Origin of the sequence: Pseudomonas danubii (assembly GCF_042980055.1) — a bacterium.
Lineage (GTDB): Bacteria > Pseudomonadota > Gammaproteobacteria > Pseudomonadales > Pseudomonadaceae > Aquipseudomonas > Aquipseudomonas danubii.
Window position 1 is genome coordinate 5368105 of sequence record NZ_CP116502.1, and the last position, 16384, is coordinate 5384488.

Here is a 16384-nt window from a genome sequence, read left to right on the forward strand (position 1 = left end):
CGCCCGCAGCCACCGGTCGTCAAGCACCCTTCACGGCTGAATCCGGCCGCCAGCCAACGCCTTTCCTCAAACGCCCAGCCCAGGAGCACGGCATGCCAACGCGAAACGTTGTCCTCACCGCCCACCAAAAGCAGCTCATCAACAACTTGGTCAAATCCGGTCGCTATCAGAACGCTAGCGAGGTCATGCGCGAAGGTTTGCGTCTGCTGGAACAACGGGTTGCCGAGGACGCGGCGAAAATCGAGGCGTTGCGCCAAGCCACTGCGATCGGTATCGCGGACCGGCAACAAAGACGCTTCAGCCAGGTACGGGAAGAAAACCTGCAGCAATACCTGGATGAGCTGGGACGGGAAGCGGTTGCCACGGATCAAGAGCAACACTGAGATGGTCCAGTAGCGGATCTCCAATGCAGCCCGAACCGACATCGTCGACGCACTGCGGTTTTCCCAAAGACACTTTGGCGAAGCGGCCCGCGTGACTGGCACCCGCCTCAAGAACGCCTTCGCTGGCAAGCCAGCTCCTACACGGAAATGCCCTGCCCCCCCGTAGGAGCCGGCTTGCCGGCGAAGAGGCCCGAAAGGCGGACGCCCCGGGCTCAGCCGCGCTGCAGAATCCGATCCATGACCCAGTCGGTCTTCAGGGCTTCGCTGGCCAGGGCCGGGTGCCGAGACTCGCCGCGGATATGGGCGTTCATGCCTTGCACGTGATGCCACTGGATGTGCACGGGGTTGTCGATGACCAGGCTCAGGGACTCTTGGGCTTCAAGTTGCAGCGGATGCTCGTCGAACACGGAAAAGGTGATGCGCCCCTGGCTGCCGATGATCTCCACCCGGTCCACCCGGCGGTCGGCGACGAAGTTCCATGCGCCGCTGCCCAGAGCCCCGCAAGCGAAGCGCCAGCTGGCGCTGACTGCATCCTCGGCGGCATACAGCCCGGCCTGGCGAGTGCTGATGCCGGCCACCTCGACGATGTCCCCCAGCAGGTACTGGAACAGGTCCAAGCCATGGCTGGCCAGGTCGGCGAAATAACCGCCACCGGCAATCTGTGGGTCGGTCCGCCAGTTGGCCGCGCCGCTGCGGTCGGCCTCGGAGGCGGCCTTGCTCAGGCTCCAGTGCAGGTGCCGGACCTCTCCGATGCGCCCGTCCGCCAGCCATTGCCGCACCTGCGCAAAGCGCGGCAAGGAACGCCGGTAGTAGGCAACGAACAGGTGCAGCCCGGCCTGCTCGAAGGCCTGCTGCATGGCCAGGCTCTGCCCGGCATGCAAGGCCATGGGCTTTTCCACGCAGCAATGCTTGCCGGCGGCGGCCACTTGCAGGCTGTAGGCGTAATGGCTGTCGGGGGGCGTGGCGATGTACACCGCGTCCACCTCGGGGTCGTCGATCAGGGCCTGGGCATCGGTGTACCAGCGAGCAATGCCGTGGCGCTGCGCATAGTCGCGCACCGCCTCGGCCCGGCGCCCCATCACCGCCACCAGCGCCGAACCCGGAACCTTGTAGAAGGCCGGGCCGCTCTTGCGCTCGGTGACACTGCCGCAACCGATCATGCCCCAGCGTACGGTGCCCAGCGACCCGGCCTCGGTGTTCATTTCGGCGCTTGCAACGCGCGCAGATCGAGCTGACCGTTGTGCAGCGGCGGGCACCAGTAGTAGCCACCGGTGATCGGCCGGCTCATGCGGTACAGGCCGTCGACGATGCCGTCTTCCAGGCCGCTCATGCGCCGCAGCTGGACTTCGAAGGCGTTCAGGCTGTGACCGAAGGCGAGGAACATCAGGCCGCCCTTGTCACCTTCGATCCAGGGCATCGAACGACGCACCATGAAGGCCTCCGGGGTGAAGCTTTCCTGGGCGGTGCGCTTGACGTGGGCCGATTCCGGGGCATCGTCCAGTTCTTCGTTATCGCTCAGGCGCCGGCCGATGATGTGGTCGCGCTCTTGCTGGTGCATCGCGGCAAAGCCCTTGAAGTCGTGCTGCCACTGCTGGATCGCGGCAAAACTGCCACCGCGCAGGCCGTCTTCACCCTCGGCCAGCGCCGCAGCCACGGCGGCCTCTTCATGAGGGTTCTCGGTGCCATCTTCATAACCGGTCAGGTCGTGTCCGCTCTTGTGGCGGAAGGCTTCCTGCATGCCGACCAGACGAAAGGCCGGGGCCAGCGCGGCCTCCAGCTCGTTGCTGCGGTGCAGCAGCTCGCCGCGCTCGTCACCGTGCAGCCAGACCCACAGCGCGTGCTGGGTCGAAGGGTTGTCGACGCCGACGCCGGTCAGCGCCGGAAACGCCTTGAGCCCTTGCACCCGAGCGCCCAGGGCCTTGACCAGCGAGGCGCCAAAGCCTGCCACCGCCGTTGCGCCGTCGACCCGTGCCAGCAACTGGTCAAGGGCCTGGGGCAACGCCTCGATGGACTCAAGGGCAAAGAACAGGTGACGGGCCTGGGACGGAACGGGTGCAGCGAGGATGCCGGGCTGGTAATAACTCATGGGAACTCCTGAATAAAGGCCGCGAGTTTACCGTCCTGAGCTGTCGGCGTCAGCGTCGATACAGACAGGCGCGCAGCGGCGATGCAAGGCCGTGGTGAAAATGCCGGGCCGGGATCTGTGTAGCCGCTGCCGCAGGCTGCGAACGGCTCCGCAGGAGACGCAAAAGTCCTGAGATCGCTAGAGGCTCGGCGGGCGATCGCCAAGCAAGGCCCTGCGGGCCTTTGCGCAGCCTCGCGGGCTCGGCAGCCGTTACAGGGGCGCTCTTCAATGCAGCGCCGCTTCTTCGCGAAAGGCGCTGGGGCTCAGCCCGGTCCAGCGCTTGAAGGCCCGGCGGAAACTGCGCACGTCGCTGTAACCCACCTCTTCGGTGATGCGTTCGATGGACAGCTCCGGGTTGCCCAAGAGGTTCAGGGTCCGCGCCTGGCGCACCCGCTCCAGCAGGGCTTCGAAGGTCAGGCCGTGTTCGGTCAGGCGCCGGCGCAGGGTGCGCCCGCTCATGTTCAGGTCCCCCGCCACCTGCTCGATATGGCTGCCGGCCCGCAGGTCCCGGCTCAGGGCGCGCTCCACCGCCTGGATCAGGTCCATCTTCTGGTGCACCTGGGCGCTTTCCAGCTCCAGCAGCTTGAGGGCCTGGCGCAGGGCCACCGGGTGATGATTGGGCAAGGGCATCTGCAGCCAGCGAGCCTCGATCACCATGCGCGCGTGCAGGCAGCCGAAGCGGACATGGGGGCCCAGCAACTGCCCGTAGAGCTCGGCGTAGGCCGGCGCGGCATGCATGAACTCAACCCGCAGGGCCTGGAAATCCCTGCTCAGCAGGGCCCGGCCATAGATCAGCAGGCTGGCGAAGAACTCTTCCGCAGCAAAGATCTGCACCTCGCCGTAGGGCAGGCGGCATTGCAACTCGACAAAGAACTCCTGGCCCTGACGCCCGAGATCGGCGCTGACGATGGTCCCAGAGGTGTGCTGATGACGGATGCCCAACTCGAAGGCGTCCCCCAGGGTCCGGCACAGGGACAGGGCATGCCCCAGCAAGCCCAGGGTGCCCAGCACATTGCGGCTGCCGACCCAGAGCCCCAGGCCTTGCTGGGGCAGCGCCGCCAGGGCGCGCTCGATCATCGCCACCGCCTGGCGGTAGGAGATGCGCAGGGTCGGGTCCTGCAGGTCTTCCAGGGTGAAGCCCAGGCCGCGACACAGGCGTTCGGCGCTGATCCCTTTGTCAGTGGCGACGTCCGCCAGGGTCTGCAACAGGAAGGGTGAAACCAGGGCCAGCTGGTCGTGGGGATCGACGGCTTTGATGTGCATGGGTATCGGCTTCCGGGCCGCTTGAGCGGCTGTTTTTATTGTCTGCTACCGCCGGTGCCAAGGCATCACCGACCGCTGCAGCATATCCCGTCCCACGGGGTTTTACGGAGGAATGTAACAAAGCATTGCGGCCTGTCCGACAAAGTTCCCCTCCCTGTCCGCCAATACCCTGCCCCACGCCCGGCCCAAGGCTTATTTCTATGGGGCCTGCGGCGCGCCTGCCGCCGCGTTCCTCACTAACAATAAGAATGAGCCCAACCATGCACCCGACCCGCCTCACTCGCTCTCTGCCCCTGCACCTGGGCGTAGCACTGGCCGCCTGCGCCAGCCTGAATGCCCTGGCCAGCGAATCCGGGGTCGACAACATCGGCCCCGGCACCGACGGCTTCTACGTGCTGCCCCTGAGCCCCGACCAGCTCCCGGAACACATGTTCGCCTTCAACCTCTATTACAACCACTACCAGGCCAAGAAGCTCGACATCAGCGCCTTTGGCGGCAAGGTGCAGGAAGTCAAGATCACCTCCGACGCGATCATCCCGCGCCTGGATTACCTGAGCCCACTGCGGGTCTTCGGCGGCCGCCTGGGGGGCTACGTGGCGCAGCCCTACCTGCGCCAACAGGTGTCGCTGTATGGCCAGAGCGACCGCCGCGAAAGCATGGGCGACACCACCTTCGCGCCGATCATTCTCTGGGACCTGGGGCCCAGCCTGACCCTGGGCGCGGCCGTGGAAGTGACCCTGCCCACGGGCCAATACGATGCCGAGCGACTGGCCAACACCAGCAACAACTTCACCACCTACAAGCCGCTGTTCTCCATGACCTGGCTGCCCAGCGAACGCACCGAGCTGTCGTTCAAGACCACCTACAGCTTCAACCGGGAAAACCACGCCACCGACTACCGTTCCGGGCAGATCTTGCACTTCGACTACTCGGCCAGCTACCGCCTGACCGACAACCTGAGCCTGGGGCTCAACGGCTACTACCTGAAGCAGACCAGCGACGACAAGCAATACGGCAAGACCGTGACCTTCATGGGCGAGGACGTGAGTGACGGGGTGCGCGGGCAAGTGTTCGCCATCGGCCCGGCGCTGCACCTGCGCTTTCTTGAATACGCCAGCGCCGAAATCCGCTGGGCCAAGGAATTCGACGTGGAAAACCGCCCCGAGGGCGACATGCTCTGGGCCAAGCTGAGCATTCCTTTTGCCCTGTGAAACCCGCGGCAGAATTGAAGCCGCTACGAGTTCGGCGGGAGATCGCCAAGCAAGGCCCTGCGGGCCTTTGCGCAGCCTCGCCAAAGCTCGGCAGCGGCTACAGGGCGGGGATCAGTACACCGGCCAGCGGTCGACGATGCGTCCGCCGCGCAGCGCCAGCAGGTCGCCAAATTGCAGGAGCACCGCTTCGCTCTGCTGCGGACGCAGGAAGACTTGGTCGTCCACCTGCAGGCCCACGGCGCGGGAGCCGTTGACCATCTCCTGGTTGGAGCTGCGACCGAACAGCTGGTTGCTCTGCAAGCCCGCCGGCGATTCGAAATCCGCCAGCCAGTGGCCGCCATAGATAAAGAAAGTCTGGCGCTGGTTGCGGTCCCACCAGGACAACAGCCGCGACTGGTCGTCCAGGGCCGGAATCCGCACCGGCCCGGTGCTCTTGAGCACCGGGGTGGCGATAAAGGCAGCCGGCACATGCTGCTCCAGGGAGGGCAGGTCGTAGTGACTGGGCTTGAGCAGCGCAGTGCCCACCGAGACCTCGCTGCTCAGGCGTTCCTGCTCGTGCCGGCGATAGCTGGGGCTGCCGGCGGTGTTCAGGGTCAGCTCGGCCTGCCACAGCGCCGGGTACTGCTGACGGGTGAAATCGGCAAAGCCGTTGTAGCGCTGCATGACCTTATCGAACAGGCTTTGCGGTGACCCGAGAATCCCCGGTACGCCCATGTCGACAAAGGGGTCGTAGCCCATGAACCCGGCAAACTCCAGGTGCCGGGGGTTGGCGCTGATCAGCGCCAGCATCTGCCCGAGCACGGCGTGGTCCGCCACGCCGCCACGGTGCAGCCCCACATCCAGCTCGATGTTGATGCGCATCCGCGTGCCCAGGCCTTGGGCCAGCCCCAGGTATTGCTGCAGGCGTTCGGGGGTATCGAGCAGCCATTGCAGTTGCCGGCGCGGGTCGAACGGGCCCTTGAGCTGCTGGTAGAACAGCTCGGCGGCGCGGATCGGCAAGGGTTTACCGAGGAGGATATCGGCGTCGGCAAACACCTCGGCGTCGTGGTTGAGAAACGGCTGGTGGAAGGACATCAGGCGCCGGGTGCCGGCACGCTGGGCGATATAGGCCAGGAGCCCCGGCGACGGCAGGGATTTTTCCACCAGGCGCAGGTGCTTGCCGCCGCGCTGCACCGATTGCATGACCACATCGATGTTGTGGTCCAGGCGATCCAGGTCGATCAGCATCACCGGCTGCATCGGCCCGTTGGCCTTGAGCTCGCGATTGAGCTCGGCGAAATACGGGCTGTAGGGCGCTCCCCGGTCGCCGGGCCGCAGCCAGGCACCGACACCGGCCAACAACACACCGGCCCCCAGGGTGCCGGCCATGAAATGACGACGGTTCATGGGTCTGATCTCCTGTTCACGCCACACCCAGCACCGAGGCCAGGTGGGCGTTGATGAATTTGCCTTGCGGGTCCAGCGCCTGGCGCACCTTGGCGAAGGCCGACCATTGCGGGTAAAGCCCCTGCAGGGTGCGGGCATTGAGGCTGTGGTGCTTGCCCCAGTGTGGACGCCCCTGGTACTTCCAGAAGATCGGCTCCACCGCGGCGAAGAAGTTGTGGTGATCCATGCTGTAGTGCTGATGCACCGAGATCGAGCAACTGTCGCGCCCCTCGAACATGCTCAGGGGAATGTCGTCGGCCTTGACGTAGCGGTACTCGATGGGAAACCAGGTGCGCAGGTCCTTGTCGCGGATCAGCGCCAGGATCTCCCGCAGGCACTGCGGCCCCAGGTGCGCCGGCACCGAGTACTCCATCTCGTTGAAACGCACGCTGCGCACATTGGCGTAGACCTGATAGGAATCCCCCACCCGCTCATCAAACCGGGCCAGCCAGCGCAGGCTGTTGAGCAGGTGACGGCGAGTGTCGGGGAAGTCGCTGACGTACTTGTCGAGGTTCTCGATCAGGCTGACGAACTCGTTGCCGCCCTCCTCGGCCGGGTCCCTGGGTGGGGTCGCCGGGTCGTCGGTCTCATTCAGGGCCACCGCCAGGGCGTAGTCGGAATGGGTGACCACGAGCATTTCCCAGTGCTGGTTGTCGCGAAGGTTGTTGGCCATGTCTTCCAGCAGTTCATCGGTCCTGGCGATCCATTGTTTTTCCCGCAGGCGATAGGCGGCGCGGTTCTGCAGGCGCACCCGGGTCGCCACCCCCAGTGCCCCGAGGGACACCCGGGCGGCGTGGAACACCTCGGCGTTGCGCTGGGGATCGCAGTCCAGCACCTCGCCGCTGGCGGTCACCAGTTGCAGCCCGCAGACCTGGGACGAATAGGAGCCAAAGCCGATCCCGGTGCCGTGGGTCGAGGTGGCAATGGCACCGGCCAGGGTCTGGTAGTCGATATCCGCCATGTTCCACAACGCCTGCCCCACCTCCTTGAGCGCCGGGCCCATCAGCGACATCGGCGTGCCGGCGGCGAACTCGGCTTGCAGGGTCTGCGGATCATGGGCCAGCAGGCCGTTGAAATAGGCCAGGGACAGCAAGGTGCCGTCGGTGGGCACCAGGGCGCTGAAGGAGTGGCCGGAACCCACCGGACGGATCTTGCCCGGGGCCTGGCGGATCAACTGGCGCAACTCATCCAGGTCCTTGGGCGCCAGCCGCGCTGCGGGCAGGCAGCTTTGCGCGCCAGACCAATTGCGCCAAGGGATCAGCCGCGGGGGCCGGGCCAGCTCGGCCAGCAGCGGGTTGCTGCACAGCGCGCCGAAGGCGCCGAGGGCACCGGCGCCTTGCAGCAGCCGGCGTCGAGAGAGGTGCATGTGCATAAACGAAGACCTTGTCTTTTTATTGGAATGAATGGCCGGACATGAAGCTGATCAGGGCCAGGAACTGCGCTTCGCTGCACTGCATGCACAGGCCCATGGGGGGCATGCCCTGGTAGCCGTTGATGCTGTGATCGAGCAGGGTCTCGGCACCCTGGGCCAGGCGCGGGGCCCAGGCCTTGGCGTCGCCGGCCAGGGGCGCACCGGAGGCCGGGTTGGCGTGGCACAGCTGGCAGCTGCTGGCGTAGACCTGGGCCAGGGCCGGGTCGGCCGGGCTCAGACGCGCAGCGTCGAGTGGCGCAGCGTCGAGGCGCACGGCGGCAGGCGGTTCAGCCTCGCCGCAAGCGCTCAGCAGCAGGCCCAGAAACAGGCCCAGGGCGCGGCGAATCAGCAGGCAAGAGGGACGCCGCAACGGGCGCGAACAGGCGGGGGTGACAGTGGGCATCGGTGGTCCTCAGTGCGGCCAGGGCAAAGGGCCCGCCCCGACAACAGAGGCGGCCCCTATTGAGCAACACTAAGACACCCGCCCCCTGGGGTTGAGGGCATTGGCGGCCAGCCAAGGGTGCAGGGTCGGCCAGCCAAGGGAGCTGAGTCGGTCCGCCAGGAGGCTGCCTGGACGGTAACGGACGCACGCCGCCCCCGCGCCTTACTGGATCCGATAGTGGAAGGTGTTGCGCACCGCCGGCACCGTCACCGCCTGGCCATCGATCAGCCGTGGCTGGTAACGGAAAGTCGCCACCGCCGCCAGGGACGGGCGCATGAACAGCGGATGGCAACCGTCGATGACCCTGGGGTTCTCCACCCGCCCCTGGGGATTGACGCTGTATTCCACGGTGCAGTCGCCTTCCAGGTTCTTGTCCAGGGCCCGTTGCGGGTAGTCCGGGGCCTCCTTGCTCAGGGGCTGGTACTGGCGACTGTCGGCCGCCGCCTGGGCCGCCTGCCGGCGCGCGCGCTCGGCGGCCAGCCGCGACTGTTCGGCGCGCTGGGCCTGTGCTTGTTCCTGGGCCACACGTTGCTCGGTATCGCGCTGGCGCTGCTCGGCCTCCAGGCGCTCGCGCTGCTGGCGCTGCTGCTCTTGCAGCTGCTCACGTTTCTTGTCTTCCACCCGCTTGCGCGCCAGGGCCGCCTGCTCCAGCTTCTGCGCCTGCACCTGGGGGTCTACCCGGGGCCTGACCGGCTCCGGCGCAGCCGCGGGCAGTGGCAGTGGCGGTGGCGGCGGCGCCACCTCGGCCAGCGCCGGCAGCGGTTCCGCGGGGGCGGCAGGCGGCGCCAGCATCACCAGTTGGGTGGTCAGTACCGCCGGCGCCTCGACCTGCGGTTTGTCCACCGACCAGCCCAGCACCAGCGCCACCAGCACTCCGGCGTGCAGGGCCAGGGCCAGGCTGGCCGCCAGGCTGTTGCGCCAGAAACCGGATGCCTCGGGCCGCAGGGGCATCGCGGTGGGGTTGTGCATGATCATCGCCGTCATTGCGGGGCCTCGGTCACCAGCCCCAGGTTGTGCACCCCGCCCTGCTGCAACGCCGCCATGGCCGCCACCACGCTGGAATAGGCGGCGTCCTGATCGGCGCGGATGTACACCTGGGTATCGCCGCGCTGGGCAATCACCTGGGCCACCTTGGCGCGCATCTGCTCCAGGTCCACGGCGCTGTCGGTCTGGTGCCGAGTGTCCAGTTCGCTGCCCAGGTTCCAGTAGTAACCACCCTCGGCTTTCACCGACAGAGTGAGGATCTGCTGGCGGCTGTCGGTGGCCAGGGCCTCGCTGGCGACCTTGGGCAATTCGATCTTCACCCCCTGGGTGAGCATCGGCGCGGTGACCATGAAGATCACCAGCAGCACCAGCATCACATCGATGTAGGGCACCACGTTCATTTCCGCCTTGGGTCCGTGCTTGCGTTGCGGCCTGACTAACATCGGCTTGCTCCTTCTCTCAGGCCGCCACGGCCAAGTGGCTCGGGGTGCCCTGCAAGGTGCGGTGCAGGCGCACCTGCAGTTCGTTGCCAAAGGCGTAGTAGCGGGTCAGCAGGGTCTGGCTGCGGGCCGAGAAGCGGTTGTAGGCGATCACCGCGGGAATCGCCGCGAACAGGCCGATGGCGGTGGCGATCAGCGCCTCGGCGATGCCCGGGGCCACGGTGGACAGGGTCGCCTGTTGCACCTGGGACAAGCCGAGGAAGGAATTCATGATCCCCCATACGGTGCCGAACAGGCCGATATAGGGGCTCACCGAACCCACCGTGGCGAGAAACTGCAGGCCTTGTTCCAAGCGGGTTTCCTGTTCGCTGATGGCCACGTACAGGGCCCGCTCCACGCCTTCCAGCACGCCTTCGCCGTTACCGCCGGACTGGCCGCGCAGGTGGCCAAATTCCTGGTAGCCGGCGACGAAGATCGGCTCCACGCCGCCTTCGCCATCAGCCTGCGGGGCCACTTCGCGGTACAGCGGCAGCAGCTCGGGCGCGGCGCGAAAGCGTTGGACGAAGGTGTTGCAGCGGCGTTCACAGGCGCGCAGCACGGCGCCGCGCTGGATGATCAGGTACCAGCTGAGCAGGGACGCCAGGAGCAAGGTCAGCATGACCGCCTTGACCAACAAACTGGCATCGCTGATCAGCCCCCAGATGCTCATGTGTTCGAGTGTGGCCTGCATGGTGAAACTCCTTCTCGGCTGCCCGCCAGGGCTGGCGGGGCTATTCGATGACATTCAAATGACCGGGTGATGACAACCGGCTCAGGGCAGTTTCAGGGCCTGGGTAACCTCGGCCCAGGGCACGAACTTGAAGTTCTGGGTCTGCTCGGGCATGCGCTTTCGCCCGTCCTGGACCACCAGCAAACCCTGGCTCCAAGGCCCGCCGAGGTTGGCCGAGGTGACTTCCAGGCCATCGGTTTCCGAGGCGCCGTCGATCCCCGCCTGGGCGTTGAGGCTGACCCGGAACGCGCCATGGGAGGCGTACGGTGGCTCGGCGTCCAGCACCAGGTAGCTGTCGTTGCCCTGGCTGGAAATCACCAGATAATCCCGAGCGCTGCTCTGATACAGCGCCAGGCCCTCGACATCGGCCTGCAACAGGCCGCCGACCTTGATCACGCTGTGCAGGGTCGCCGGCTGCTCGGGCCGGGCGTCCAGGGCCCAGACGCCAACATCCTCCTCACCGAGGAACAGCCGCTGGCGCTGGTCATCGGCGACACAGCCCTCGGGCTGGCTGGCCACCTTGAACTGGCGCACCAGCTCGCCCTGGGCAATGCCGGACGGTGCACTCAGGCGGTACTGGAGGAAGGTGCCGTCCTTGTCGTTGGCAATGGCATAGAGCTCGCCGCTGGCGGGCTGGAACAGGCAAATGCCGTAGATGTCCTTGAGCGGCGTGGCGATCTCCCCGGCTTCGCGCAACTCGCCGCTGGCGCGGTCAATGGCGAACAGGCTGAGGCTGTTGTGATCGCGATTGCTGGCCACGGCCAGGTCCACGGCCTGCTCGCCGAGCTTGAAGTTGGGGCGCACGTCGACGTTGTTCAAACGCCCCACTGCCAGTTCCTGCAGCAGCTTGCCCTGCAGGTCGTAGGCCAGCAGGCCCTGCTTCTTGTTGGTGCCCAGCACTCGGCTCAGGGACGGCTGCTGCGGGTGGACCCAGATCGCCGGATCATCAGCGGCATCGCCCTGGCGCCCCACCGGCTCGCTCTGCACCGCCGCCTGCACGATGGGCAGTACCGGCGGCAAGGCCATCGGGGTGGCCCGCCAGTTCAACTGGCCCTGGTACAGGCGCCCGTCTTCATCGTCACGCAGAAGCACCTGCAGGCCCTTGGCGCTGGTACGCAGGGCAATGTTTTCCGGCTCCTTGAGGCCGCTCAGGGGCAGCGTGGCCTGGGCGGCCCAGCCCTTTTCCTGTTGCTGATAAAGGTGCAGTTGCGCGGCTTTCGGGTCCAGGCCCAGCACCCCACCCGGCACCAGGGCCATGGCCCCGGCGCTTTTCTTGATCTCGCCGAAAGGCGCGCGTAGGGCCACCGGCTGACGCAGGGTGTCGGCTTCGGCATGGGCCGGGTAGGCCCACCAGCCGACATTCTGTTCATTGACCAGCAGTTGCTGGGCGGCGTCGTCCACCTGGCAGAACTTGGCCTCTGGCGGCAGTGGCAAGCCACGCACCCGCTGCGGCTCGGTGCTCAGTTGTGCGCCATGGCCCACCAGCCATTGCTCGCCCTTGCCCTCCTCGCCCACCAGGAACAGGAACAGGTTGCTGGCCTCGTCGCGGTACAGACACAGGCCGTTGACCGGGTAGTCCCGGGTGGGCAGGTACAGCGGCTGGCCCCAGGTGCGGGTGGCCGGGTCAAGGCTCACCAGCAGCGCTTGCTGACGCTGGTTGTCGAGGCTGGCCACCAGCATTTGCTGGCCGGCGGCGCGGCTGTCCAGGCCGTTGAACGAGCCCTTGAAGCGGGCCAGCTGACGGCCCTGTTCATCCAGCAGCAACAGGCCTTCGCGTTCACTGGCCAGCAACCGGTCGGTGCCCGTGCCCGCAGGCACAAAGCCCAGGCCGGTGACGCCCGAGGTCTGCTCGGCCCAGGGTTTGAGGTTCAGGCCCGGCACGCTGGGGGCGGCCAGGGCCATGCTGCTGGCCAAGGCGACGCCACCGGTCAAGCCAATGCACAGGCCCAGCAGGCGGTTTCTTGCGGTCAATACAGTGCTCATCACAATCCTTGAGTGTGCTGTCGGGCAAGGGCCCGCTACTTAGAAATGGGTGAAGGTCAGGCCGAGCTTGTAGGTCGGGCCGTATTCCTCGTACTGGGCGTTGTAGGAGCGGTTGCCGGTGTAGACGAAGTACGGCTGGTCGGTGAGGTTCTGCGCCTCGAAACTCAGTTGCAGGTGCTTGGTCAGGGCGTACTTGGCGCTGAAGTCGACGAAGGTCTGGGCGTCCACGTGCAGGTCGTGGGCCTTGTCGCTGATGGAGGCCAGTTCATAGAGGTAGGCCGACTTGTAGTTGGCCGACAGGCGCAGGCTGAGCTTGTCGTCTTCCCAGCCGAGCATCAGGTTGCCCACGGTGTCCGACTGGTTGGGCAGGTCGATGTCGCGCTTGCGGTTGACCCCGGCCTTCTGGTCGAAGCCCTCGATGCTCGCGCTGGAGCGGCTGAAGGTGCTGTTGGCGCCCAGCAGCAGGCCGTTCCACGGCGCCGGCAGCCAGTCGAATTTCTGCGAATAGGCCAGTTCCAGGCCGTACAGCTTGGCGCTGTCGCCGTTGGCGAAGGTGTGCGCCTCGGAGAACCCGCTCCAGGCGCCGGTGCCGGCCAGGTCGGTGTTGTAGACGAAGTTCTGGATGTCCTTGTAGAACACGAAGGCCGAGACGCTGCCGGCGCGGCCCATGTAGTGCTCGATGCCCAGGTCCAGGTTGCTCGACTCCAGGGGCTTGAGGTCGGGGTTGCCGAAGGTCGCCTCGTCGCCGTCGATGACAAAGCCCGGGGCCAGTTGGCCGAAGGTCGGGCGCACCACGCTCTTGGTCCAGGCCGCGCGCAGCTGGGTGTTCTTGTCCAGCTGGTAGCGCGCATGCAGCCCCGGCAGCCAGTGCTGGTAGCGGCGTTGGGTGTCGGTGGCGGTGAAGGCGCCGTCGGTGACCCCGGTGCCCTTGGCCTCGAACTCGGTGCCCTCGTAGCGCAGGCCGGCGATGAAGCGCCAGTCGTCGATGTCCAGGGTGTTCATGAAGTAGCCGGCGTTGATGTCTTCGCGGATCTTGAAGTCGTTGACCCGGGATTCTTCCTCGTCGTAGAAGGCCGCCTGATTCAGGCCGCCGATCAGTTGCTTGATGGCGCCGCCGCTGATGCCCGGGCCGAAGCGGCCGAGGGAATAGTCCACGCTGCCTTTCTGGAACTGCCCGAGGTTGAGCTGCTGGTCGGTAAAGCCCAGGGTGTCGAAGTCCTTGTAGACCCAGGCTTCCAGGTCGTTGTCCTTGTTGCGCCGGCTGAGCTTGCCACCGAACTTGAACTGCGCGGCGTAGCCACTCAAGTCATAGTCCCGGGCCAGGTCCAGGCGCAGGTTCTTCTCGGTGTCGGTGGTCTTCTGCTGTTCCCAGTCGACCTTGTCCAGGGTGAAGTTGGCCGGGTCATAGAAACCGGCGCCGATCACCGGGCGCGGCTTGCCGTTGTCGTAGAAGCCGCTGTCGGAAAAATCGCTGTTGCCCTTGAAGGTGGCTCCGGCGATATGCGCCGGGCTGTCTTCGCTGGAGCGGCTGTAGCCGGTCTGGCCGCTGAGGGTCCACAGGCCCAGCTGGCGCTCGCCGCCGAACACGTAGGACTGGATCTCCTGGGTTTCCTCGCGCTGCTTGAGCTTGCGCTTGGCCTCGGCGTCGCCGCGCTCCCCGGCGGCCAGGGGGTCGGCGAACTCGATGCTGGTGGAGTTGCGGGTTTCGCTGTCCTTGTAGCGGCTGTACAGGGTACGCAAGTAGTAGCTGCTGCTGTCGTCGGGCTTGTAGTCGAAGTTCAGGCCGCCACCGGCACGCTCGCGGCTGATGGCGTAGTCGCGCTGCTCGAATTCCTGCAGCTTGGCGCCTTGTTCGAAGTCCCAGGCGCCGCCGGTCTCGACGTTGTCGGAGCCGAAATCGCGTTTCTGCCAGCTCAGGGCCGCGGCCACGCCGAAGTTGTCGACGCCGTCGCCGAGGCTGAAGCGGTTGCTCGCCGCGCCGGAGAATTTCGGGCTGGTCTGGCGGGTGTTCTGGTCGTAGCTGGCCTCGCTGCTGCCGCTGTAGAACAGGCCCTTGTGGTCGAAGGCCGAGAGGCTTTTCACGTCCACGGTGCCGCCCAGGGAGTTGGCGTCCATGTCCGGGGTCAGGGTCTTGATCACCGACAGCGACTGCACCAGCTCCGAGGGCAGTACATCCAGGGCCACGGCGCGGCGCGCGCTTTCCGGCGAGGGCACCAGGGTGCCGTTGATGGTCACGCTGTTGAGGTCCGGGCCCAGGCCGCGGACGCTGACAAAGCGCCCTTCGCCCTGGTCGCGCTCGATGCTGATGCCCGGCAGGCGCTGCGCCGCCTCGGCAACGTTCTGGTCCGGCAACTGGGCCACGCCGTCGGCGTGCACCACGCTTTCGATGCTGTCCGAACGTCGTTGCTCCTTGAGCGCCTGATCGATGCTGGCCGCCTGGCCTACCACTTGCACGTGCTCGGTGGCGGCCGTTTCGGCGGCGCTCAAGCGTTCACTGGCGATGGCCATGGCCAGCGCGGTCAAGGTAAAGCTGACAAGCCCGGGACTGCTGCGCTTGTACATGATGGTCCTCCCCCAAGAGTCCGCTAACGCCGGGCAAGGGGCCCGGCAACTGGGAGGGCACGCTAGGGATGGCGAATGACGGTTCTGTGACAGGGTCGAGCGACGGGTAACGTAAACACCCTTTTGCCCGCAGATCGGTCGGCACAATGAGCTGAAATGACCTGTGATTCAGCGTCTGATAGCAGACTGGGACTGGGCTCGCGACCGTTTGCGCCGCGGCGGCTGCCGGGCAATTGCGGTGGCTGGCTGGAGCAGTCGCGGGCAGGCTTTAGGTGCGCTGCGCACGCCAGTATGAGCAGGCATCCTCGCCACCTAAGGCGAATTCAGCGAGGCTTGTGTCGGCAAAAAAACGCCACCGGCGTGAGCTGATTCGACCTCTCAGCGGTTTCTCCCGACGTCACCGCACTGTCACAAACATCTGCTGTGCTGGCGCCCTCTCACTCCCGGCAAAAGGATCGCGGCCATGTTCTGCGTGCTCAACCCCCACCGTTGGAAACTGGCCGCGCTGTTGCTGGCGGCCAACGCCGGGCTGCTGTTGCATCTGGCTTGCGGCACGCTGAAACCGGTCAGCGAGTGGCAATGGCTGGACATCATCGGCGAAGGCGGTTCGGCGCTGCTGGCCCTGGTCTGGCTCGCGCTGGTGCTCAAGAGCCGCCCTGCCGGGCGGGTCACCCACTACCTGGCCCTGGGCCTGAGCTGCATTTTCTTTTCCTGGTGGATCGACAGCCTCGACGAGTTCATCCGCCTGCCTCCCAGCATCACCTGGGACCACTGGCTGGAATCGGCGCCGATGCCCATCGGCATGATCCTGCTGACCATCGGCATCTACCATTGGCACCGCGAACAGCTGGCCATCAGCGCGCAGATGGAAAAGAAGGAACGGCTGTTTCGCGAGCACCGCCAGTTCGACAAGCTCACCCCGCTAGCCGGCGCCGACTACCTCAAGCGCGAGCTGGCCGCCAGCCTGCAAGACAGTCGCCGCCAACAGCAGCCCTTGTCGCTGCTGGCCCTGGACCTGGACCACTTCGCCGCGATCAACCAGGACTACGGCCACGCCGAAGGGGATGCGGTGCTGCAAGCCCTGAGCCATGTGCTGCTGCTCAACCTGCGACGCCAGGACCTGCTGTGCCGGCTGGCCGGCGACCGCTTCGTGGTGCTGCTGCCCAACACCGGCGAGAGCCAGGCGCGACTGCTGGCCCTGGAACTGCAACAGGCGGTTCAGGGACTGGCGCACAAGACCCGGCAACACGGCGAGCGCCTGCACCTGGCGGCCAGCACCGCGGTGGTGATGGCCCTGGAGGAGACCCCGGAGGTCCTGCTCAAACGCCTCAATCTGGCCCTGGCCCGAGCCAAGCAGCCCCTGGCGAAAACCGCCTGAGGCGCCAT

Annotated in this window: 14 protein-coding genes; 3 read left to right on the top strand and 11 right to left on the bottom strand. The window is 66.2% G+C overall.

Translation table 11 applies throughout. The features are described from left to right. Window positions 1-92 precede the first annotated feature (92 nt). Entirely contained in the window at window positions 93-383 is a 291-nt protein-coding gene (locus PFZ56_RS24120; RefSeq protein WP_170003159.1) for a type II toxin-antitoxin system ParD family antitoxin, read from the top strand. Window positions 384-595: 212 nt separating this feature from the next. On the opposite strand, the gene PFZ56_RS24125 is transcribed toward PFZ56_RS24120, so the two are convergent. The 3 genes from PFZ56_RS24125 to PFZ56_RS24135 all read right to left on the bottom strand — a co-directional run bounded on the left by PFZ56_RS24125 (window position 596) and on the right by PFZ56_RS24135 (window position 3771). Continuing rightward, on the bottom strand, window positions 596-1564 hold the full coding sequence (locus tag PFZ56_RS24125; protein ID WP_170003179.1) for a Gfo/Idh/MocA family protein: 969 nt from the start codon (window positions 1562-1564) through the stop codon (window positions 596-598). 17 nt (window positions 1565-1581) lie between these two features. Beyond that, entirely contained in the window at window positions 1582-2469 is an 888-nt protein-coding gene (locus PFZ56_RS24130; protein ID WP_170003157.1) for a Dyp-type peroxidase, read from the bottom strand. A 264-nt stretch (window positions 2470-2733) separates the two neighbouring features. Next, window positions 2734-3771, bottom strand: coding sequence for an AraC family transcriptional regulator (locus PFZ56_RS24135; protein WP_102881593.1), 1038 nt, complete (start codon window positions 3769-3771; stop codon window positions 2734-2736). Window positions 3772-4031: 260 nt separating this feature from the next. Here PFZ56_RS24135 and PFZ56_RS24140 point away from each other — a divergent pair, with 260 nt between their 5' ends. Beyond that, window positions 4032-4982 (top strand): transporter, encoded by a 951-nt coding sequence (locus tag PFZ56_RS24140; RefSeq protein ID WP_170003155.1) that lies wholly within the window; start codon window positions 4032-4034, stop codon window positions 4980-4982. Between the two features lie 111 nt (window positions 4983-5093). Here PFZ56_RS24140 and PFZ56_RS24145 read toward each other — a convergent pair whose 3' ends face one another. The 8 genes from PFZ56_RS24145 to PFZ56_RS24180 all read right to left on the bottom strand — a co-directional run bounded on the left by PFZ56_RS24145 (window position 5094) and on the right by PFZ56_RS24180 (window position 14998). Beyond that, window positions 5094-6299, bottom strand: a complete 1206-nt coding sequence (locus PFZ56_RS24145) for a DSD1 family PLP-dependent enzyme (protein WP_170003177.1) — start codon at window positions 6297-6299, stop codon at window positions 5094-5096. An 85-nt stretch (window positions 6300-6384) separates the two neighbouring features. Next, on the bottom strand, window positions 6385-7713 hold the full coding sequence (locus PFZ56_RS24150; RefSeq protein WP_170003175.1) for a D-arabinono-1,4-lactone oxidase: 1329 nt from the start codon (window positions 7711-7713) through the stop codon (window positions 6385-6387). Window positions 7714-7798: 85 nt separating this feature from the next. Then, window positions 7799-8221 (bottom strand): cytochrome c5 family protein, encoded by a 423-nt coding sequence (locus tag PFZ56_RS24155; RefSeq protein ID WP_262379683.1) that lies wholly within the window; start codon window positions 8219-8221, stop codon window positions 7799-7801. A 201-nt stretch (window positions 8222-8422) separates the two neighbouring features. Next, the gene (locus PFZ56_RS24160; RefSeq protein WP_102881596.1) at window positions 8423-9244 is read right to left on the bottom strand and encodes an energy transducer TonB; all 822 of its coding nucleotides are present in this window, start codon (window positions 9242-9244) and stop codon (window positions 8423-8425) included. Continuing rightward, on the bottom strand, window positions 9241-9687 hold the full coding sequence (gene tolR / locus PFZ56_RS24165; RefSeq protein ID WP_102881597.1) for a protein TolR: 447 nt from the start codon (window positions 9685-9687) through the stop codon (window positions 9241-9243). The genes PFZ56_RS24160 and tolR overlap by 4 nt, the downstream gene beginning before the upstream one ends. 16 nt (window positions 9688-9703) lie before the next feature. Then, window positions 9704-10414 (bottom strand): protein TolQ, encoded by a 711-nt coding sequence (gene tolQ / locus PFZ56_RS24170; RefSeq protein WP_102881598.1) that lies wholly within the window; start codon window positions 10412-10414, stop codon window positions 9704-9706. Between the two features lie 81 nt (window positions 10415-10495). Continuing rightward, window positions 10496-12436 carry a phytase gene (locus PFZ56_RS24175; protein WP_110596663.1) on the bottom strand — a complete coding sequence of 647 codons (1941 nt, stop codon included), beginning with the start codon at window positions 12434-12436 and terminating at the stop codon, window positions 10496-10498. Between the two features lie 39 nt (window positions 12437-12475). Beyond that, complete coding sequence (locus PFZ56_RS24180; RefSeq protein WP_110596662.1) at window positions 12476-14998, bottom strand: TonB-dependent receptor; 2523 nt, start codon at window positions 14996-14998, stop codon at window positions 12476-12478. Between the two features lie 463 nt (window positions 14999-15461). Here PFZ56_RS24180 and PFZ56_RS24185 point away from each other — a divergent pair, with 463 nt between their 5' ends. Further along, window positions 15462-16376: a GGDEF domain-containing protein gene (locus PFZ56_RS24185; protein ID WP_110596661.1), complete on the top strand. Its 915-nt coding sequence runs from the start codon at window positions 15462-15464 to the stop codon at window positions 16374-16376. The last annotated feature ends 8 nt before the right edge of the window (window positions 16377-16384 follow it).